The sequence below is a fragment of the Candidatus Tisiphia endosymbiont of Metellina segmentata genome (assembly GCF_964030715.1).
GTDB lineage: Bacteria > Pseudomonadota > Alphaproteobacteria > Rickettsiales > Rickettsiaceae > Tisiphia.
Genome location: NZ_OZ034919.1, coordinates 263,899 through 284,344, shown reverse-complemented (window position 1 = coordinate 284,344; position 20,446 = coordinate 263,899). Strand labels below are relative to the sequence as shown.

Sequence of the window (20,446 nt, the reverse complement as noted above, 5' to 3'; positions counted from 1 at the left end):
TGCGGCTAGATAGCTCAGTTGGTAGAGCAAAGGACTGAAAATCCTTGTGTCGCCGGTTCGATCCCGGCTCTAGCCACCATCTCTATGATAAATCTCTTATACTATACTTCTAGATTGTATAATAACTATTATACAATAATGAACAATATTCTGAAATACAAATTATTGTAAGAAAACTTGAGTATTTTCTAACTGGCGTTTATACTGTTGCCATTATTTTATAAAATTAAATAACCATGATAAACTCACGTTTTTATAAAAAATCTGCTCCTTATAAATTATCAGAAATTGTAAAATTAATAGGTGCTGAGATAGTATACTCAAATGATTTGTTAATCCATAATGTTAAGTCATTAGAAGAGGCTGATGTTGGTGATATAAGTTTTTTAAGTAATATCAAATATATTACTCAATTCCAAAACACTAAAGCTTCATGCTGCATAGTTCCAGAGAATTTTTTACAAGAATCTAATAATGGAACAATATTATTAAGAGTAAAGAATTCATATTTCTTTTATGCAAAATTAGTGGATCTATTTTATAGTAAAGCAAAAACTTATCCTAACAAAATTATGCCATCTGCCTATATTTCGGATTCTGCCACTATAGGAAGTAATTGTTATATAGGACATAATGTTGTTATTGAAGCTCATGCTGTAATAGGTGATAATTGTGTTATAGAATCTGGGACTTTTATAGACTATGGAGTAGTAATAGGTAACAGAGCGTTAATATACTCAAATGTTTCAATAAGTTACAGTATAATAGGTGATGATGTGGTAATATTACCGGGAGCAAGGATTGGACAAGATGGCTTTGGTTTTGCAACAGATAAAGGGATTCATAAAAAGATTTTCCACACTGGTATGGTAAAAATAGGTAATAATGTTGAAATAGGTAGTAATACTACTATTGATAGAGGATCAATGAATGATACGGTGATAGGAGATTTATGTAGAATAGATAACTTAGTGCAGATAGGACATAATGCTATAATAGGAAGGGGGTCGATTATTGTCGCCCAAGTCGGTATATCAGGTAGCACTACAATAGGAGCATATTGTGCTCTTGGAGGACAGGCGGGATTATCTGGACATATAGTGCTAGGCGATAAAGTGCAAGTAGCAGCAAAAGCCGGTGTTATAAAAGATGTTGAATCAGGAGTAACAGTTGGTGGATTCCCTGCCGTACCTATTAGAGATTGGCATAAACAATCAGTAATTATGAAACAGCTCACAAAAAAACGGGATATAGATGAAAATTAATATTATAGAAATAATGGAAATGCTACCTCATCGTTATCCATTTTTATTAATAGATAAGGTACTAGAATTTAAGCTTCATGAGTCTATTGTTGGTATCAAGAATATCACTTTTAATGAGCCGCAATTTACTGGTCATTTTCCCACAAAACCAGTAATGCCTGGTGTGCTAATTATTGAGGCTATGGCTCAATTATCTGCTATTTTAGTAGCCAAATCAATGGATTTCAAAGATAAAGATGTTTTCTTTATGACTATTGAAGAGGCAAAATTTCGTAAAGTTGTTGAGCCAGGTGATACATTACATATTTATGCTAAAATAGAACAAAATAGAGGCTCTGTTTGGAAATTTTCAAGTAACAGCAAAGTTAATGATCAGATAGTTGCAGAGAGCAAATTTACTGCAATGGTTAAAAATAGGAATTAACAATGACCTTATCAGCTATACACGTAACTGCCATAGTAGATCCAAAGGCTTCGATTGGTGCAAATGTCAGAATCGGTCCTTTTTGTACTGTTGGGTCGGATGTGGTTTTGGCAGATAATATTGAGTTAAAATCACACGTAGTTATAGAGGGAAAAACAAAAATTGGTGCTAATACAGTTATATATCCATTTGCTTCTATTGGTCAGCCCCCTCAAATACTTAAGTATGAGGGAGAAGAGTCAGAGGTTATCATAGGTAATAATAATACTATTAGAGAATATGTCACTATTCAAGCCGGTAGTAAAGGTGGTGGTATGGTTACCTCTGTAGGTAATAATTGTTTATTGATGGTTGGAGTGCATATAGCACATGATTGTATTGTGGGTAATAATGTAATTCTTGCTAACTATGTTAGCCTAGCTGGTCACGTTAAAGTTGATGATTATGCCATTATAGGAGGACTTTCTGCTGTTCTGCAATTCGTACGTATAGGACAACATTCGATGGTGGGTGGTATGTCTGCAGTGAGCAAAGATGTGATTCCATTTGGGCTAGCTACAAATGAAAGGGCATTTCTTGAAGGAATAAACTTAGTTGGGATGAAAAGACGTGGCTTTGATAATCAGGAAACGCTTGATACTATAAAAGCCGTAGATGAGATTTTTATTGGCGAAGGTATTTTTACTGATAGAATTGAGATAGTTTTAAAGCAATATAAAGGTAATCCTATTGTAGAACAAATTATCACTTTTATAAAACAGGATATTAGTAGAGCATTTTGCCAGCCAAGACAAGTTGAACATGATAAGGTAAGTAAGTAAAATGTTGCAAATATACCCTTTAAAGCAAAAGAGTATAGTTGGAATTATAGCAGGAAATGGCTTATTGCCAATTTCACTCGCCAATAGTTTCCTTAAGCAAGGCGGGCAATGTTATATCGCAGCTTTGGAGGGAGAAGCAAATCCGGTATTGTATCAGGATTTTACCCACCAATTTTTTAAAATCGGTATGGTTAAGCCAATAATTGAATATTTTCGTAAGTATGATGTAAAAAATATAATTTTTGCTGGTAGTGTAAATCGTCCTAATTTGCGATCAATTAAAGTAGATTTAATGGGATCAAGGTTACTTGCACGCATATTGAAACAAAAATTTTTAGGAGATGATAAACTTCTTAGTATAGTAACAGATTTCCTAGAAGAAAAAGGGTTTAAAGTAGTTTCTAGTTATGAAATATTAAGAACAAATAATGATGTTATGACCATAGCTGTTCCATCTAGAATAGATAATACAGATATCGAACTGGGGATAAAGCTATTAGATAGTATCGGATATCTTGATGTAGGACAGTCAGTAATTGTTGATAATGGGTATATTATAGGTATTGAAGCGGCTGAGGGTACAGATAATTTAATAGAAAGATGTTCATATTTACGTAAAAATTCTACAGGTGGTGTACTTATTAAAATGATGAAGAAAGGTCAAGATACTAGAATTGATATACCTACAATAGGAGCAAAGACAATAAGTAACTTAGCTAATTATGGTTATAAAGGGTTAGCCATACAAAAAGATAAAGTGATTATTCTAGAGATAGAAAGAACTATTGAACTCGCTAATGAATGCGGACTTTTTATTAAACTTATTTAGTGTATCTAAAGAATTAGGGTAATAAATTTTATCTTACAACCCCTACTATAAAATTGTAGTAACTGATTTTCTTGACAAAACAGTACAAAAAATTCAGAATAAAATTCTTTCGCGTATAAATGATAATTTCTAGGCTATTATACCAAATTTTATTGATCTTTGAAACATCTTCTTCAAATTATTTGAGTAATATTACTTAGTGCTATGAGAAATTCATGCTAAAATAAAAAAAAAATTCTTCCAAGAAACATGAGACCTATTACAAAATTCACTTATGTGTAAGGATTTGAAGAGTCTGTAGAAAAATATATTACTTTATGACAGCCAATGTACTAGTAGTTGATGATATAGAATCAAATGTTAAATTACTGGAAGCTAAACTTTTAGGAGAATATTACACAGTCTTTACTGCCAATAACGGCAAAGATGCATTGGATGTTCTTGCCCTTAATAGAATTGATATTGTATTACTTGACGCCATGATGCCTAATATAGATGGATTTGAAATCTGTAAACGAATTAAGTCTAATCCTTACACTATTCATATACCAGTGATTATGGTTACGGCTCTTTCTGATACTGAGGATCGCATAAAAGGTCTTGAAGCTGGAGCTGATGAATTCTTAACAAAACCTATTGATGACACTGCTCTTTTTGCAAGGGTACGATCTCTTGCTAGAATGAAGGCGGTTATTGATGAACTCAAGCTTAGAAACACTACTAATGCTGAATTAGGTGGTGACGTTATAGAGGTAAAAGATAATTTTTCAGATAGTAAAATACTTTTAGTTAACGATGATATAGTGCAGGCAAGAAACATAAATAAAATGCTTCTAAGCCTTACCCCCAATATCAAAATAATATCTGATATTAATGAATTAGAGAAAGATAGCGAATATACCCCGGATTTAGTAATTATCAGCTGCCAATTAGAGCAAGGAGATCCTTTAAGAATAAGCGTGATGCTACGGTCTGATGCTAAATTCCATGATACGGTACTCATATTACAAGCTGAAGAAGAAAATACATCGATAGTTATCAAAGGTTTAGAGCTGGGTATTAATGATTATTTTACATACCCAGTAGACAAAAACGAGCTATTAGCTAGAATCAGAACTCAATTGAAAAGAAAACATTACCAAGATACTTTACGCAATGATTTAGAGTTAAGCGTAAATTTGTCGATCAAAGATGGTTTGACAGGCATATTTAATCGTCATTATTTTGATACACACATAAAGCAAATGGTAAAAAAATCTACTGATAGTAAAAGACCTTTATGCTTACTTATGTGTGATATTGATCATTTTAAGCAAGTTAATGACACTTATGGTCATCAAGCAGGAGACATAGTGCTAAAAACCATTGCTAATGTTCTGAAGAGTATTTTTAGGGTTACAGACTTGGTTGCTAGATATGGCGGAGAGGAATTTGCTATCCTTTTAAATGACATAACGATTGACGAAGCTATGTATATAGCGCAGCGGGCAAGAACAAGAGTGGAGTCTATCGATTTTAAAGTTAAAACGCAAAAAGACCCTATTAAGAAAACTATCTCCATAGGAGTAACTGAATACAAAATTGGGGAATCTATTAGTGATTTTATAGAACGTACCGATAAAGCTCTGTATCAAGCAAAGGAGGACGGAAGAAATAAAGTGATAAGAATAATTTAGATACACAAATGAAGACTAATCAGGTATACTAGACTTATTAGACCTTATATCTTAAGAATGTGTTATAAGTAATTAAAGAGGGTGACTTGAATAGACCTTGACTAAAATAGTCGCTAAGAGAATAAGTACCCTCTTTTTGGTAGTTTACCTTGAACAAATTGCAGAAGGTGGTCTTAAAAAGAGCAGCCTTGCACAATAAGAAGAAGGAGATTATATCATGAATAAAATAATAGGTCTAGACGTAAGTAAAAACTGGCTTGATATATGTGTATATAATACAAGAGATAAACCTAAATATCATCGTTTTGCCAATGATGCAGCTGGTCATGAAGAGATGATTAAATTAGCAAAAGAGCAAGAGATTAAGCTAATAATATGTGAACCTACTGGAGGATACGAAGCTGAGATTTGTCAAAAGCTGGATAATAATAACCAACAAATACATAAGGTCAATACATATAGTTTTAATTCTTTTAGTAAATCGGTGAATTTGTGTAAAACTGATAGGAAGGATGCATTTAAATTAGCATATTATGCGGATAAGATGCAGCTTTCAGCGAATTATATATATCAAGTTGAATCAGAGACTTTGAAGAGATGTCAACAAAGACGAGAAGATTTAGTATTAATGCTTAGCAATGAAAAGAAAAGACTACATCATAGCATTGATGGTATTGATAAAGAGAGTATAGAAAAGCTCATTAAATTTTTACAGAATGAAATAGCTGAGCTTGATAAAAAGTTAAACAAAACAATAGATGAGTCAGAAGAGTTAAAAGAGAAGGTAAAAATATTAGAGACTGTACCTGGTATTGGTAAATGTTTAGCTACAAAACTAATTAGTTTTGTACCTGAATTAGGGGATAAAAATTATAGTAGCAATGAATTGTCATCAATTGTTGGTATAGCTCCATATGCTCGTGATAGTGGTAATAAGCAAGGACGAAGATTTATTCGAGGAGGCAGGAAAATACCTAGAGATGCTTTATACATGGCAGTATTAGCTGGTAAGAATGGTTTCCAATATTTAAAAATTTTATATGATAGGCTTGTTAATAATTTTAAACCTAAGAAAGTTGCGATAGTTGCTTGTATGCGTAAGTTACTTGAAGTGTGCCATAAACTTATTCAACAAAAACGTGTTTTTGTTATTAAATAATATTTATCTATTTTTATAAAATTTAGATAAAAGATAATTGCTCTTTCGAAACTCGCTTATGCGCAAGGGTGTGAAGGAGACGCTTCACCTCGAACCGCAGCGTATACTCAAATGATTTGAAGAATTGGATTTGAAAATGAATGGTGAGCAAGCGGAGTGTACATATAGTACATGAGCATGCGAATCCATGATATTTTCAAAAAACAATTCTTCAAATCATTTGAGTATACTCTAATTCCGTTACGGATTCGAGTGCCGCATCGACGTGCAAATCACCAGCAGAAGTAGAGTTTTGAAAAAGGTCTATTGTAAAATTAGCTTATGAGATGGTAGTTCTTAAAGAAGTCTACCTTTCATATAAAAACCTAAAATCATGAAAAATGAAACTATTTGTAAATGTTATCGTGAATTGCCATATAGGCCAAGTGTAGGCATGATGATAATAGATAGTGCTAATAGAGTATTTGTTGGTAAAAGAATAGATACCAAAATAGCAGCTTGGCAAATGCCTCAAGGTGGTATAGATCTAGGAGAAACACCTAGTGTTGCTGCCCTTAGAGAAATGTTCGAAGAGATAGGTTGTAATAAAGGTTATATTATTGCAGAAAGCAAATATTGGTATAGTTATGATGTACCTAAAATTTTAATACCTAAATTATGGGGTGGTAATTTCCGAGGTCAAAAACAAAAATGGTTTCTAATTAGGTTTACCGGTACTAACGAAGATATTAATATTAATACTCATAACCCAGAGTTTGAGGAATGGCGTTGGGCTAAGTTTGATGAGTTATTATCAATTATAATTCCCTTTAAACGCAAGCTTTATAAAGCTGTAGTTAAGGAATTCGCCCCTATCGTTCATGATATAGTCAATTGATGAGAATTTGGTGATGTCGTCTTCGATCGCTCGCCTATTATCTATAGGCTTCGCTCCATCGTTCCTGCTATCCAATTCTCCTGAATTGACTATAGTTGTTCTTTGAAATGTGCTGAACTCTTTTACTCATAGTAAAATTACCAAATTTTAGATTGTCGATGGATGATTGTTCTAGAGCATGAACTAATAACATACCATTTGATATGTTAAGTGTTACAGTTCCTGGTGTAAGAGTAATAGAATTACCATATATTACAAGACTTGTATCGTTTTTTTGTTCTGAATTAATCCACTCAAAGACTGGCTGTAGATTAAGATTTCTACGCCATATGATCTTCATTACTCCTAAGCTAGATACAACTATTTCTTTAATTAACCAAATAAAATATAATATAGAACGATAATTTAAATAGATCCTATCAGGGATCAAATTGAGTTTTATTGCCACAAGATAAGATATACTGGGGATAATCAAGAAAACCAACAATGCAAAAATATCATTAGGTACTCCTGTTAGACCAAACAACACCAATAACAAAGTAATTAAAGTAAAGATTTTAGTGTGCATCATACTTTCCTCCACCTTTAACAGTTGATGTAAACGGTAGAAAGATCATTACCACAAAAAATAATGCACTTATAATACCAAAAATGCTATTTATCGCAATTACAAATGCTTCCTTATTTATATTACTGGCTAACCAAAAATACGAAGCCTTTTCTGGATCAACCACTTTACCATCCAATAATTGTCCTAGAAATTGTAATTTCATTAGAATAGAGGGTGAAGTGGAAGAAATATTCTCATTTAAATATTGGCTAAAAATCTTAGTTTTATCTGTAAGAAGGGTGCTAATAACTGCAAGACCAACAGCTCCTCCAAGATTACGAGTAAGATTATACAACCCACTAGCATTCCCCACCTTGTCTTTACTCATACTGCCTAAAGCAATATTATTAGTAGGTAAAAAGCAAAACATCATCGCCAGTCCCCTAATAAATTGTGGTAAAAAAAATTCGGCAAATTTAGCATCTGCTGTTAAAAAACTATTTAGGTAGCAACCTAAACTAAACGTAGCTAGACCGATAGCCAAAATAATTCTTAAATCTAATCCAGAACTAAGCATTTTTCCTGCAAGTGGAGCTGACAGAAATTGTGCTATACCAGTAACCATCATGGTGAAACCAATTTGTACAGTATTAAAACCAGCTATTGTAAATAAAAATAAAGGTAATAAATAGACTGCACCATACAATCCTATACCTATGACAAAAGAGTAGATACAACCAAAGGTAAAATTTTTGTTAGCAAAAGTTGTTAAATCTAAGATTGGATTAATAAATGTCAGTTCTCTAATAACTAGCATAATAAATCCAACAACAATTAGTATGATAAGGAATAATATCAAATTATCTTCTATCCAACCTTTCTTATTTCCTTCTTCTAAAACATATTGCAAAGAAGCAAGAGTAACAGTCAATAAAATAATGCCAACAAAATCAAAATTCTTGAGCAAATTGTAATTAGGTTGATCAAAATCAGCGTATAAATATACGACCACACAAACAAAAATACCAGGTATTACATTGAGTAAAAACATAAAATGCCAAGATAAGTTTTCAGTAATGTAACCACCAAGTGTTGGTCCAAGTGTTGGGGCTATTGTTACGACTAATCCTACTATCACAGTAACTACGGGGCGTTTTGAGGCAGGAAAAATTATAAATATTGTACTAAAAACAGTTGGTATCATTGCTCCACCAAAAAATCCTTGTAAAGCTCTAAAAATAATCATTGTTTCTATATTGCTGGCTAGAGAACATAGAATACTCATAACGGTAAAACCAAGAGCAGCAATAAAATAAGAAATTCTAGTGGAGAGAAGCTTGGCTGTAAAACCGGTTATTGGTATTATAATCACTTCTGCTATAAGATATGATGTTTGAACCCAAGATAATTCATCACTAGAAGCAGAAAGACCGGCTGCAATGACTGATAAAGAACTGGCAACAATTTGAATATCCAACACTGCCATAAACATTCCCACTATCATTGCAAAGAATGCAAGTAACTGCTTATTTGATAGTGGAGGAGCAAGGTCTTGTTGCATAGAAAATAAGCTATAATTATAGCATATAACTTATATCACAAAAGTAACAATCTTACAAGCAAATATCTTAAAAAATATACATTTGATAAAATTATTTAGTAGTATCTAATAGAATAAACTATAATAATTCATGTATTTAAATAGCGGGTTAGTTACTATGTCCAAGAAAAAATCTAATAATTTGAGTAAGAAAATACAAAATATTAATGAAAAATTTGAGAAAACACTTGGCGAGTTAGATAAGAAATTGTTGGAATCCGAGATGGTGACAGATATGATTAATGACTCATTAGATAGAACGGGTGGTTCTGTTTCGTCTTCGGAAGTAGATAAGTTGATGGAAGAAATGCAGTCTGAAGTTAATTTAGATAATAAATCTGCTGAATTAGGTAAACGAAAAGATCGAGAAATAGAAGCTAGACTTAATAAATTAAAAAAAGATCCGACTCCAACTGTGGAAGGTCCAATTCCAACTGTAGACGATTTGCGAGAAACACTGAAAAAATTAAAAGAAGATGAGAAAAAAATACTTCAGTCAACAAAACCAATAGGTAAAGTAGCCCCACGCCCAAGGAATAATAACCCAAGGAATAATAATTTAGCAGCTAATTCTCGTAGGGTACAGGAGCAGAAACCATCTAAGCCACCGGAAATTAACAATAATAATAGACGATACGATGTTCCAAAGGAAAACGCTATTTTGGATGATATAAAGCCGGAAAAAAGCTGGTTTGCAAAGATTATAGATAAGGTTATTGATATTGTTAAAGAACTCTTGAACAATTCACAAAATCAAGATACTCCATCTCCTAAACAACAAGATTTACAACAAGAACTACAGGAGTTCAGGCAGAGAAAACAAGAAATATTAGCACCAGTAATACAGGCACAAAAGAAAGCAAAATTATTAAAAGAAGAACAAAAAACAAGCAGAGAAGTATCTAGGGCAAAAAGACTAAGGCGTAATTTAGCAGGGCATGATACTCATAAACCTTTGCGTTCTAGTACTTCATCTATTACTTCACCTCCTAGTACTCCTCCAGTAAAACCACCAGTAAATAAGAACGATAGGGGTGGTAGGTAACTTACATCTTTTTAAAAGCCATAAACTTTGAAGCTATTGACGTCATCCTGAATTTATTTCAGGATGACGTCCCATGAGTTCAAAGATGTGGGTAATAGTAATGGTATACTCAAATCAGAAGAGTATAGGTAAGTCACATAGAATGTTGATTATGGTTATCTATAGAATTACTTCTCTGCAGTTTTTTCCGATGAAGAAAGCTTTCTTCTTCTTGTAATAAATTTGGTGCAGATTTACTTTTTCGTAACTGTGCTATAACCTCAGGTGTTACGATCTCTTTAGCAGATTTTTTAGCAGCCTCCATAGCTTTTGTTAATGGGCTATAATCCCTTATTACCTTAGGTTGTTTATAAAAAGGATTATGTGTCCTACCTAGATCTTTTAAAAGGCTTAGTGTACCTTTTGCAGCTGCTGTCAGTATATTATTACTTTTGTTCTTTTCTTTAGTTTCAGGTTCAGTTGCTTTTTCATTAGGTTTTTCTTCAAACTTATTGACTGTTGTATGAAGTGTAGCTCGTTTTTGCTCATCGGTTAACTTGTTATAATTTTTGTCAAACATCAGTTCAGTTAAAGCTTGTTGATATATATCAAATTTATTTTGTTTTTGCTCATCGGTTAACTTATAATAATCCTTATCTTGCATTAATTCAGCTAAAGCTGCAGTTTGGATATGTTGTTTTTGGGCGATCTCACGTAGTTCTCGTAAATTCCTATAATAGGCAACATCATCCTTACGGAGTTCATCATTAATATTGATTTTAAATGCTGTAGTAAGGTTAGCTGAGTCCTTTTCAGTTACACCTGAGCCAATCATAGAAATAGCTGAAAGTGTACCACTTTTTAGTGCTGTAAGAATCTTAACAGGATTCCCACTAGTAGCAGCAGTTATGTTAGACGCTAAATTAGCGGAATTTTGAAGATTATCAACTATGAATTTGCTTGCACTAAATGCCATTTCTACTTTGGGATCTACATAGTGGTAATGTTTATCTTTGCCATTTGGAACATGGTTATTTGGGACATGTAATTTCTTTTCCAATGTCTTGGCTAATTTGGGATCGAGTAGTAGTAAGTATTGTTGCTTGTCTATGTCCCCTCGATTTTGCATCAATAGGTCATTTTCTTGTGCAAGTTTACGGAGTCTTCTTGTTTTGATAACATCAGCTACTATTTCGCTAGTTACTCCAGCTAATGCTATTGCAGCCGCGGTCAAGGCTACTGGAGGGGAAACCCCGGCTAGTGTTACTACTGCAAGTGCAATTGTAACAGTACGACCTATAGCACTACCAAATAGCACCTTCGCCAATTTTGTATCTAACAGCCACTCTATACCTTTGAAAAGCCTCGTACTCTTTGTCCAATCCCAAGCAGCTTTAATTTTATTTAAAAGTCTCTTAAATTTTGATTCTGTCTTTGGTTCTGTATTTTCCTGTTCTAAAGATTTTGCAAATTCATCTGAAATTTTAACTTCATTTGTTTTAACCGATTTTAATCTTTCACTTTTCTCTTGCTCAATTATATGTAAATCATCTTTACTTTTTACAGATTTTTGAGAGAGAGTACGTTTTAACTTATTTTCACGTTCAAGCTCCATATCATCAAAGCTTTTGGAAAGCTCTGCTTTTCTTTGCTTGGGTTGCACTGTTTGATTGTCTAACGTATTAGCTATTTCTATCTCTTTAGGCACAATTGTAGTACTACCTATCTCAGAACTTTCAAGGTTTTCAAACGGCGTAGATTCTTTTTTGTCATCTGTCATAATATATAACCTATTGGTATAGACTCCTATCATATTTAATCTTAAAAGAGAGTCTAACAGCAAATTATACAAGGTTAAAGACTAATTTTATAATAAATAAAATTAGTCAGCAATGATTGCTATATATTCTAGTAGCAATTCTACCACAAACCTAGTGTTTTCCACCACATACCGCCTATAAAAATCCATATAATGCCATATACTAGACTCAAAACTAAACCAAGATACCACCATGTTCTGATCTTCATATATCCTGTCTCAAAATATATTGGAGCACTACTAAGTCCATAATGAGTAAGACCCGAAGATAATATTGATAAAAAACTAAGTAGCAATGCAGATAGTAAACTAGGCATTTTAGCATGCATAAATAACGCTAGAAAAGTAGGAAAAAGTATAGCAATATGGGTTGTAGTACTGGCAAAAAAGTAATGTATATAAAAATATATTATAGAAAGTATAATTATACCAATCATTGGAGAGAAAAAACTTAATAAATTGTCTCTAAGTTTATCACTAACCCATGATATTAAACCAAAATCAGACAAAAAACTTGAAATCATAACTAAAGTGCCATACCAAATAAAGGTATGCCATGCCCCTTTATCTGCAAGAGTATCTTCAAACTTAATTACTTTGCATAATAATAAAATACATACTCCCAACAGTGCAACTGTAGTAGCTGATAATCCCCATTTGCTGCCAAGCATCCATAAAAAAATTAGAATTACAAAAGTCATTAGCATAATAATCTCTTGCAATGATATATCACCTATTTCTTGCAATTTTGCCCTAGCTATTTGTATAGCAGATGGATCGTATTTAATTGAGGGTGGATGTAAATAATAAATAATAAGAGGCATTACAGCAAGAGAAACCACGCCTGGCACTATAGCTGCTATTGCCCAGTCACTCCATGTAATTATAATCCCAGCATCAGCTGCAAACTTAACAGCTAAAGGATTAGCGGCCATAGAGGTAATAAACATAGCACTAGTTATCACATTTGATTGAAAGACTACTTTCATGAGAAACCCACCGTTTGAAACGGATGCTTTGTAATTTGTTTTATCAGAGTAAGCGGTGCAGAGTGACTGAGCGATAGGAAAAATTATCCCTCCTCCCCTAGCACATACACTAGGAATAAAAGGTGCAAGTATAAAATCAACAATTACCAAAGCATATGAAAGACCAAGGGTACTTTGTCCGACAAGTAGAATGATGTGATAAGCTATCCGTTCCCCACAGCCTGTTTTTATAAAACCCTGAGCAATAAAAAAAGCAAACAGCACCAGCCATATAATGCTATGACTAAACCCGGATAGACTTTGTTCTAAGGAAAGGGTTTGCGTCAGAATACAACAGAGTATGCTAAATAAGGCTATAGCACCCATAGGTAAAGGATTAAGAATTATAGCTGCAATAGTGGTAATAAATATAATAGAAAGATGCCACACCTTAACATCAAGTCCTTCAGGGACCGGTATATACCATATTACACAAGCTAAAATAACAAGCATTAGAATAGGTAAATTTTTGTTCCAATTACACATATTAAGCATAATAAATTTATTTCAAGATCGAGTAAGGTGAGTGGGGGGGTTCGTATCAATTGATAATGCGTGTAGTCCGCTCGCTAGTTCATCTGCTAAAAGATTGTGAATTATTTTATGCTGTTCTAGCAAACTTTTTCCTATAAAAACTGCTGTAAAAATTTTGATCTTAAGATGACTTTCAGTAATGCCACCATTATGGCTGGCATGTTTGTAACTTTCGTCAACTATTTCGCAATAATGTGGTTTTAACACATCTAGTTTTCTTTTTATTCTATTTATTTTGGTCATAGTTATATATATATAAAACTTTTACTTGTATCAAGTCTACTGGGATTTTAGTATTTAGCAAATATTATTATTTAGTTGGTTATGGCAAAATTAGATACAAAAATTAGAAATTTGCAATCTGAGCTTGATAAAGCCGGGCATGGGTATTGTATCTCTTTTAAGTTATTAAATTACGACGAATTGAATGCTATGATGGGAGGAGATATTTATATAATTGACAAATTTAATAAAATTATTTCTGAAGTTTGTAATAAATTAATTACTGCTCCTTCTATATCAGTTTATAAACAAATTGAGCATGATAGAATATTGTTGCTTTTACCCACACTAGACCAAAATCTAGTTAAGGAAGTTGTCCTAAAAATATATTTATTATCTCAACTTTATGTCGATGATCTATTACCTGCAGTTTATATGAATTGCAGTAGTGCTAGCATAGAGTTTCCCAAATTTACCAATAAAGCTGAAGAAGTATATAATCTATTAAATTGGCTAGGTTCTTATCAAGGTGACCAAAGTTATTATCGTGAGTATGATAAATATTATAATATAGAGTGTGTTAAAGAGTCTAATAAGCAGCTGAATCTCTTAAGAAAAGCTTTATTAAACAAAACAATGGTTTTTGCTTATCAGCCAGTTATTGACCGTAAAACAATGAAAATTCATTACTATGAATGTTTACTAAGGATTCCTGACACAAATAACAATCTATTTTCTGTAGGAGCAATAATTCTAGAAGCTGAAAAGAAAGGTTTAATTTTTATAATAGATCAAATAGTGCTAGAAATGGCAATCAAAGAACTAGATGCTAACCCTAGCTTAGTGCTTGCAGTTAACATTTCAAATATTGGTATATTAGATGCTTCTCTCCTGGAGATAGCAGAAAAACTATTACAAACATATGATGTTTCAGGAAGGTTAATTATTGAGATTACTGAGACTACCCTTAATCAGCATTACCAACAAATAAAATCCTTTATGCACAGACTAAGAAAATACGGTTGTAAATTTGCTTTGGATGATTTTGGAGCTGGGTTTACTTCATTTAAACAATTACAAAATCTACCGATAGATATTATTAAAATTGATGGTAGTTACGTACGTAACATCACTAGCGATATACAAAGTCAAGATTTCATTAAACGATTAATTAAAATTTCTGAGAATTTAGGCGTTCAAACTGTAGCAGAATTTGTTGAAAATGGGGAGATAGCCAATTTTTTAATCAACTTAAAAGTTGATAATATGCAAGGCGATTTCTTCTCACCGGCATCGGTTAACAGAATAAAATAATCATCAGAACGATGCCCCCACAACTGTTGAAAGTTAGAAAAGGGAGCGGTTTTAAAGCTCATCATGGCAATTTAAAAGTTGCAGAAAAATAACCAAGGTCATTGCGAAGAGGCGATTCCATCGCCTCCTCGCAATGATGGTTAAGGAAAAACTTGATTATCGAGTTCTACACCTGATTGTTAAAATATAATACTCCATTCAATATGTGATTTTAATTATTAAAATCACATATTGAATAATGAAAAAAGTTAAAATGCACCCGCAGAATTACTTCAAGAGTGCATTTTTCCTTATGACAAAGCCAGTTCTAATAGTTTGTTTATGTTTTTACATAATGCGTAGCATTTTGTTTGGTGCTTATATCGAACTTAGGTTATTATAATATACTCTTCTGCTTTGAAGAATTGGTTTTTGCAAATAATTGCGGGGATTTCGCGTACTTATGTACTTCATGTACTGCTTGCGTTCGCTTACCCTTGGTTAATATTATGGTTCAATTTGTTACCTTATCAGGCTTTTCAGAATATGAAGACACAGTAAAGTTGATGGAAGATAAGGTTACAAGTTTAATCAATAAATCTTCACAAGAGATTGTTTATTTAGTTGAATATAAGGATATTTATACCGCAGGTACTAGTTTTAAGGCAAATGAATTATTAAATCCTAGAGATATACCGGTAATTTATACTGGTAGGGGGGGGAAGTTTACCTACCACGGTAGCGGACAAAGAGTAATATACCCCATTCTTGATTTAGCCTCAGAGCGAAGGCAAAAGGATTTAAAACTATATATTAAACTATTAGAAGAATGGATTATAAATAGCCTTTTATATTTTGGGATTAAAGCTTTTACTATAAGTGGTATAGTGGGAATATGGGTAAAAGAAAACGGTGTACCCGCAAAGATTGCATCAATAGGTATTAGAGTTAGAAAATGGGTTACATATCATGGTATTGCTGTAAATATTTCAACAAATCTTGATATGTTCTCCGGAATTATTGCTTGTGGTTTGAGAGATATGCCTGTAACCTCGTTAAAGAAACTTGGTGTTGATATAACGTTAGATCAGTTTGATGAAGTTATTAAGGATAAAGTCTTTGAGGTCTTTTAAAATATTCAGTATATACTCGGTGAACTTCAAGAATTGGCGTTGTCGTGTCTAAAGATCTCCGCTGCTCACGTACTAATGTACGCTCCGCTGCTCGACTTTGACACTCCTAGCTCTTCTTGAAGTTGACCTTCGTCTACCAACTCTTCATTTACGAGCAGTATACCACTATGAGTTCAATTTATCATATACTTGATAAGATTCCTGCTATTTATCCTGAGGACATGCAAATAGAATATGAACAATTAGCTCAGCAATTAATCAAATCAGGAAAACTTAGAATAGATACCGATAATAGTTGTAATTTTGCAAGATTTTCTGATCCAAAGTTCAATATTAGTTTGATGGTAAGTAAAGAAGAAATAACTGAGCCAAATTTAATTGAACAAACTAATCAGTTATTAAGATATCTATACAAATCTTCTATATCAGATAAAAAATTGGCATCGATTTATACAGATCTGAAAAAACAAATTCAAAAATTACAACCAGTTGACCAATCTATTACTGAAAAATTAACAAGGCTTTTTGTTCAGTCAGCCCATCCTATAGTTATTAGGTGGTTATTACATGATAAGGTCCAAGTATTTATTACTTATTCCCATAATATTGGTGATATGATGGATATAGTTGATTGGCAACGTTCTGGTTCTAATAGCGGTATGCAAAGTACTGACGGTAAGAATGTAGCAGTCTTTGTTTCCTGTGGTGGAAATCCATTTGCTGAAAATGATAAAAATCACCCAACTTATGGTGATGGATGGGCAGCAGTTGCTAGGTTGCAAATTATAGCTGGGCAGGAACTTGGGCATTTTGCTGATATTAAAAGAGATGCAAATGGTCGTCAAATTAGTCGTCATTCAGCAAATTTCTCTGGAACGAAAGCAACGCCTCATGTAAAACAGGCGAGGAAAGATGATATTATTAATTGCAATAAATTATTAGCTAATCTTCTCTCTATGGGGATGAGGCAAATGATTATTTATGAAGAAAAGGTAGAATTTTATAATAAAAACAAGGTACATGGCATAAGGGTTTATTGGGCAAAATTACTTGGATTAATCCATAAACAGAAATTTTTATTTTCTGTTAATAGGAAGGGCTTGCTCTTTATTAAGAGATTTGCAAGGGAACAATATATGGGTTTGATGATTAGAGCTATGATTGAAGATATGCAGTTTAATTTAGCACCAGTCGCAGATGTTTATAAAAATAGTGACCCTGAGATCGAAGAGACAATTGCCTGTATAGAAGCTCTAGCAAGAGTACCCCAACAAGTGATGAAATGGGGATATTTAACGACTATGGCAACAATGCAAGGATTATATAAAGTATATTATTCCGAAGTTATACCTTCCTTAATTTCTAACTATGTATTAATGACTAAGCAAAGCTATAAACGTGATATGTCAAAGCCAAGATCTCTAACTAATTTTTTTCGTAAAATAAACATATTTAGTAAAAAAAAATTAGTATTTAAACAAATCAGAGAAGTATAATTAGCTTTAAAAAGGTTTAAAATGCATTCGCAAAACCGCTTTAAGAATGCATTTTTCTTTTCCATGATATTTTCAAAAAACAATTCGTAGGAGCAGAAGAGTATAATCAAGTTTTTTTAAATAACCCTGTTATAGCCTATAATGTAGAACTTCTTATCTTAAAACTTTTTCTATGATAAGGCGAAAGACCGTGAAGGCTTATAGCATTTAAATGTTCTTTAGTACCATAACCGGAGTTTTTGTGCCACATATATTCCGGAAATTCTTTGGCATATTCAAGCATTAAGCGATCTCTAGTAACTTTCGCAATAATAGACGCTGCTCCAATAGAAATTGATAAATTATCGCCATTTATTATACTAATAAATCTTGGATCGTGAAATTTCATGTTACCATCTATTAATACCGTATCCGGTTTAACAGCAAGATTTGCTACTGATATAGTACAAGCTTTTTTAGTTGCTTCAAGGATATTAATTATATCTATCTCATCGTGATGCACTATACCAACAGACCAAACATAATTTTGGGTTATTTGTTTATATAACAACTCCCTCATTGTTTTAGTAAGTTTTTTAGAATCTTTGATACCATGTATGATTTTTGTTTGATCAATGATAACAGATGCAGCTACTACAGGACCAACTAGCGACCCTCTGCCAGCTTCATCTACTCCAGCGACTAATCCTGAATATGTTTGTTCTAATTTAAACATCATGCCTCCCATAAAATGACAGTCTATGTATTTCCACCTTATATATAGTTCCTTATCACCGCTATCATCTATTGTTACTGTAGTAACAGACATTATGAACTCAAAATAAAACAGACTACTTAAACTACTTAAATTGACACCCATGAGTTACGGCTACGGCGGGGATCTACCGTCCCTTATCTTTATTAGAATGCTTTGTGTTAGAAGGGGTAGTATTGGGTTTAATAGTACTACTACCATTTCCCATAGATATATCGTTTTTATTGAAAGTTTCTCTCAGACGGTGATATATTTGAGATCCAGCTGTACTCTCAAGTTTGCTTAATATATTTTCTAATGCAGTCTTACTAGTTTGCAATCCATCGCTTCTATTTGCTTTATCAATAGCTTGAATTGTCCCAGCACCATTTTCAATAAAAGCCTCTTTCTGTTCCTCAGGTGATTTAACAAATGATTTAATATAATGCCTTAGTTTTGCACCTAAATCTGTAATGGTTCTAACATGTACTGGATCAGCCGGTGAAAATTCCAATGCCGAATACATTTTTTCTGTACCAGCTCCTATAGTTGCAATTGTCTCAATCTGTTCGGTTTTCTGTAAGGATTTATGTGGAAACTCTTCTATCAATGTATCCATTTGTTTAGCTTGTTGACCAAATTTATCTAAATTAGGTTGTCCTTTAACATATTCGGCAGAATATCCTTTAGCAAGTTTACCATGAGCATCAAGGGTGGTGCTAATATTGCCTTTAAATTCACCAAATTTCTGGTCAGTAGTTTCAACAGCTTGTGAAAGTACATTTGTTGAGTCATCATCCAACGACACCTGTATTTTTACTTCTTTCTCTATTCCCATGCTTTCCATAGCTTCAGCAAGTTCAGGAGTATATTTCGAATCAAAGCTAAAGTTGAGTAGACTTTTGAACCTATCTATATCCTGTACAAAGCCTTCCTTTGGTTCACCAACAATATTAGCTATATCTGATTTAAACTTCTCTAATTTGGGCATAAAAATATCTTTAATTAATGTTAGCAATCACTAAAAACTCTTGCAGTTACCCTGCCATCTTTTTTTATTATTTGTTTTAATTGTACATTCGTGCTGATTACAAAATATCATTATTACTTCAAACTCTCTTAGAAGTTCTCTAGTAATAGTAATTTTGTTACCTTTACATTGGTTTCTACTTGATATGTTAATATATATATCGGCATTTTCACATATTTTATTTGGAGCAATTGGTTTATAGTTTACCAAAATTGTGTATCCATCGGAAGTAAAAATATTTTTTTCTATAGGAAATATTTTAGCATCCTTTTGACCAAACCAGTTAGCCCAATATATACGTTTAAATTCTGGCATCTCATTGACATAAATGTCAAGTTCACCATTGTTATTTTTTATACCAATAGCATTTAAATTCATATCAAATATGAAATTAGGCTTAGGAGAATTTAGCATTAAGATTACAGATATAATCATTATAATCAGACCTAAGAAATGCCACTTTGTTCTCCATAAACAAGTCCAAAAAAATCCAAATAAGAAAGTAATTAAACTAATTTTGGTTATATAACCAAAATACCATACTGATAATGGTAAGGTATTAGTAAATTTCACTGCTGCAATAATTATATCAATGAAAAAACCTATTAATTTTAAACAATATTGATCTATACCAAATATCATTAAGAATAATGAGATAATAGATAACGGCATCAGAAAGAAAGACATTATCGGTACAGCAATAAGGTTCATGGGAATAGAATAAGTAGGAAATGTATAAAATTGGTTTATTACCACAGGAGCAGTTACTATACTTGCAAGGAAGCTTGAATAAATATTAGAAGCAATATAAAATTTTATGGAAGAAAAGATGCCCTTGCTTTTACCTAAAATCCATTGATTCCTGATATAAAATTCGTAACCAGCAGTTAGCGATAATACCAATTGCAATAATTAACGCAGTGGTGTAAAATG

19 protein-coding genes and 1 tRNA gene are annotated in these 20,446 nt (G+C 32.7%); 12 read left to right on the top strand and 8 right to left on the bottom strand.

Annotated features, from left to right (window positions below; translation table 11 throughout):
* The first annotated feature begins 3 nt into the window (after positions 1–3).
* The 8 genes from AAHM80_RS01610 to AAHM80_RS01575 all read left to right on the top strand — a co-directional run bounded on the left by AAHM80_RS01610 (position 4) and on the right by AAHM80_RS01575 (position 7,051).
* Positions 4–79: transfer RNA gene (locus AAHM80_RS01610), tRNA-Phe, on the top strand.
* 157 nt (positions 80–236) lie between these two features.
* The gene (gene lpxD / locus AAHM80_RS01605; RefSeq protein ID WP_342260082.1) at positions 237–1,265 is read left to right on the top strand and encodes a UDP-3-O-(3-hydroxymyristoyl)glucosamine N-acyltransferase; all 1,029 of its coding nucleotides are present in this window, start codon (positions 237–239) and stop codon (positions 1,263–1,265) included.
* The gene (gene fabZ, locus AAHM80_RS01600) at positions 1,255–1,689 is read left to right on the top strand and encodes a 3-hydroxyacyl-ACP dehydratase FabZ (RefSeq protein ID WP_342260081.1); all 435 of its coding nucleotides are present in this window, start codon (positions 1,255–1,257) and stop codon (positions 1,687–1,689) included. Before lpxD ends, fabZ begins: the two co-directional genes overlap by 11 nt.
* A 2-nt stretch (positions 1,690–1,691) precedes the next feature.
* Entirely contained in the window at positions 1,692–2,510 is an 819-nt protein-coding gene (gene lpxA / locus AAHM80_RS01595) for an acyl-ACP--UDP-N-acetylglucosamine O-acyltransferase (RefSeq protein WP_341751114.1), read from the top strand.
* A gap of 1 nt (position 2,511) precedes the next feature.
* Positions 2,512–3,339 carry an LpxI family protein gene (locus AAHM80_RS01590; protein ID WP_342260080.1) on the top strand — a complete coding sequence of 276 codons (828 nt, stop codon included), beginning with the start codon at positions 2,512–2,514 and terminating at the stop codon, positions 3,337–3,339.
* Positions 3,340–3,656: 317 nt separating this feature from the next.
* Positions 3,657–5,015: a PleD family two-component system response regulator gene (locus AAHM80_RS01585; RefSeq protein WP_341748317.1), complete on the top strand. Its 1,359-nt coding sequence runs from the start codon at positions 3,657–3,659 to the stop codon at positions 5,013–5,015.
* Between the two features lie 217 nt (positions 5,016–5,232).
* A complete protein-coding gene (locus AAHM80_RS01580; protein WP_342259457.1) occupies positions 5,233–6,174 on the top strand; it encodes an IS110 family transposase in 942 nt (313 codons plus the stop codon).
* A gap of 373 nt (positions 6,175–6,547) precedes the next feature.
* Complete coding sequence (locus AAHM80_RS01575) at positions 6,548–7,051, top strand: RNA pyrophosphohydrolase (RefSeq protein WP_342260079.1); 504 nt, start codon at positions 6,548–6,550, stop codon at positions 7,049–7,051.
* Positions 7,052–7,118: 67 nt separating this feature from the next.
* Here the strand turns inward: AAHM80_RS01575 and AAHM80_RS01570 are convergent, their stop codons facing one another.
* Both AAHM80_RS01570 and AAHM80_RS01565 read right to left on the bottom strand, forming a co-directional pair.
* The gene (locus AAHM80_RS01570) at positions 7,119–7,619 is read right to left on the bottom strand and encodes a Na+/H+ antiporter subunit E (RefSeq protein WP_342260393.1); all 501 of its coding nucleotides are present in this window, start codon (positions 7,617–7,619) and stop codon (positions 7,119–7,121) included.
* Positions 7,609–9,162: a DHA2 family efflux MFS transporter permease subunit gene (locus AAHM80_RS01565; protein ID WP_342260078.1), complete on the bottom strand. Its 1,554-nt coding sequence runs from the start codon at positions 9,160–9,162 to the stop codon at positions 7,609–7,611. Before AAHM80_RS01565 ends, AAHM80_RS01570 begins: the two co-directional genes overlap by 11 nt.
* Before the next feature lie 157 nt (positions 9,163–9,319).
* Here AAHM80_RS01565 and AAHM80_RS01560 point away from each other — a divergent pair, with 157 nt between their 5' ends.
* Positions 9,320–10,246, top strand: coding sequence for a hypothetical protein (locus AAHM80_RS01560; protein WP_342260077.1), 927 nt, complete (start codon positions 9,320–9,322; stop codon positions 10,244–10,246).
* Positions 10,247–10,379: 133 nt separating this feature from the next.
* On the opposite strand, the gene AAHM80_RS01555 is transcribed toward AAHM80_RS01560, so the two are convergent.
* The 3 genes from AAHM80_RS01555 to AAHM80_RS01545 form a co-directional block, all read right to left on the bottom strand.
* Complete coding sequence (locus AAHM80_RS01555; RefSeq protein WP_342260076.1) at positions 10,380–12,005, bottom strand: hypothetical protein; 1,626 nt, start codon at positions 12,003–12,005, stop codon at positions 10,380–10,382.
* A 140-nt stretch (positions 12,006–12,145) separates the two neighbouring features.
* On the bottom strand, positions 12,146–13,558 hold the full coding sequence (locus AAHM80_RS01550; RefSeq protein ID WP_342260075.1) for a DASS family sodium-coupled anion symporter: 1,413 nt from the start codon (positions 13,556–13,558) through the stop codon (positions 12,146–12,148).
* A gap of 21 nt (positions 13,559–13,579) precedes the next feature.
* Positions 13,580–13,849: a BolA family protein gene (locus tag AAHM80_RS01545; RefSeq protein ID WP_342260074.1), complete on the bottom strand. Its 270-nt coding sequence runs from the start codon at positions 13,847–13,849 to the stop codon at positions 13,580–13,582.
* An 81-nt stretch (positions 13,850–13,930) separates the two neighbouring features.
* Here AAHM80_RS01545 and AAHM80_RS01540 point away from each other — a divergent pair, with 81 nt between their 5' ends.
* The 3 genes from AAHM80_RS01540 (at position 13,931) to AAHM80_RS01530 (ending at position 17,750) form a co-directional block, all read left to right on the top strand.
* On the top strand, positions 13,931–15,142 hold the full coding sequence (locus AAHM80_RS01540) for an EAL domain-containing protein (RefSeq protein ID WP_342260073.1): 1,212 nt from the start codon (positions 13,931–13,933) through the stop codon (positions 15,140–15,142).
* A gap of 488 nt (positions 15,143–15,630) precedes the next feature.
* Entirely contained in the window at positions 15,631–16,254 is a 624-nt protein-coding gene (gene lipB, locus AAHM80_RS01535; RefSeq protein WP_342260072.1) for a lipoyl(octanoyl) transferase LipB, read from the top strand.
* A gap of 167 nt (positions 16,255–16,421) precedes the next feature.
* Positions 16,422–17,750, top strand: a complete 1,329-nt coding sequence (locus AAHM80_RS01530; protein ID WP_342260071.1) for a DUF2748 family protein — start codon at positions 16,422–16,424, stop codon at positions 17,748–17,750.
* Between the two features lie 136 nt (positions 17,751–17,886).
* Here the strand turns inward: AAHM80_RS01530 and AAHM80_RS01525 are convergent, their stop codons facing one another.
* From AAHM80_RS01525 to AAHM80_RS01515, 3 genes are all read right to left on the bottom strand, one after another.
* Positions 17,887–18,477, bottom strand: a complete 591-nt coding sequence (locus AAHM80_RS01525) for a ribonuclease HII (protein WP_342260392.1) — start codon at positions 18,475–18,477, stop codon at positions 17,887–17,889.
* Positions 18,478–18,631: 154 nt separating this feature from the next.
* Positions 18,632–19,501 carry a hypothetical protein gene (locus AAHM80_RS01520; protein ID WP_342260070.1) on the bottom strand — a complete coding sequence of 290 codons (870 nt, stop codon included), beginning with the start codon at positions 19,499–19,501 and terminating at the stop codon, positions 18,632–18,634.
* Between the two features lie 3 nt (positions 19,502–19,504).
* Positions 19,505–20,416, bottom strand: coding sequence for a ComEC/Rec2 family competence protein (locus AAHM80_RS01515; RefSeq protein ID WP_342260069.1), 912 nt, complete (start codon positions 20,414–20,416; stop codon positions 19,505–19,507).
* Positions 20,417–20,446 lie beyond the last annotated feature (30 nt).

Coding starts and splice junctions, on each gene's coding strand:
- lpxD (WP_342260082.1), top strand. CDS start 237: ATGATAAACTCACGTTTTTATAAAAAATCTGCTCCTTATAAATTATCA.
- AAHM80_RS01525 (WP_342260392.1), bottom strand. CDS start 18,477: ATGGGAGGCATGATGTTTAAATTAGAACAAACATATTCAGGATTAGTC.
- AAHM80_RS01590 (WP_342260080.1), top strand. CDS start 2,512: ATGTTGCAAATATACCCTTTAAAGCAAAAGAGTATAGTTGGAATTATA.
- AAHM80_RS01545 (WP_342260074.1), bottom strand. CDS start 13,849: ATGACCAAAATAAATAGAATAAAAAGAAAACTAGATGTGTTAAAACCA.
- AAHM80_RS01555 (WP_342260076.1), bottom strand. CDS start 12,005: ATGACAGATGACAAAAAAGAATCTACGCCGTTTGAAAACCTTGAAAGT.
- AAHM80_RS01575 (WP_342260079.1), top strand. CDS start 6,548: ATGAAAAATGAAACTATTTGTAAATGTTATCGTGAATTGCCATATAGG.
- fabZ (WP_342260081.1), top strand. CDS start 1,255: ATGAAAATTAATATTATAGAAATAATGGAAATGCTACCTCATCGTTAT.
- AAHM80_RS01585 (WP_341748317.1), top strand. CDS start 3,657: ATGACAGCCAATGTACTAGTAGTTGATGATATAGAATCAAATGTTAAA.
- AAHM80_RS01530 (WP_342260071.1), top strand. CDS start 16,422: ATGAGTTCAATTTATCATATACTTGATAAGATTCCTGCTATTTATCCT.
- lipB (WP_342260072.1), top strand. CDS start 15,631: ATGGTTCAATTTGTTACCTTATCAGGCTTTTCAGAATATGAAGACACA.
- AAHM80_RS01560 (WP_342260077.1), top strand. CDS start 9,320: ATGTCCAAGAAAAAATCTAATAATTTGAGTAAGAAAATACAAAATATT.
- AAHM80_RS01565 (WP_342260078.1), bottom strand. CDS start 9,162: ATGCAACAAGACCTTGCTCCTCCACTATCAAATAAGCAGTTACTTGCA.
- AAHM80_RS01550 (WP_342260075.1), bottom strand. CDS start 13,558: ATGTGTAATTGGAACAAAAATTTACCTATTCTAATGCTTGTTATTTTA.
- lpxA (WP_341751114.1), top strand. CDS start 1,692: ATGACCTTATCAGCTATACACGTAACTGCCATAGTAGATCCAAAGGCT.
- AAHM80_RS01570 (WP_342260393.1), bottom strand. CDS start 7,619: ATGCACACTAAAATCTTTACTTTAATTACTTTGTTATTGGTGTTGTTT.
- AAHM80_RS01580 (WP_342259457.1), top strand. CDS start 5,233: ATGAATAAAATAATAGGTCTAGACGTAAGTAAAAACTGGCTTGATATA.
- AAHM80_RS01540 (WP_342260073.1), top strand. CDS start 13,931: ATGGCAAAATTAGATACAAAAATTAGAAATTTGCAATCTGAGCTTGAT.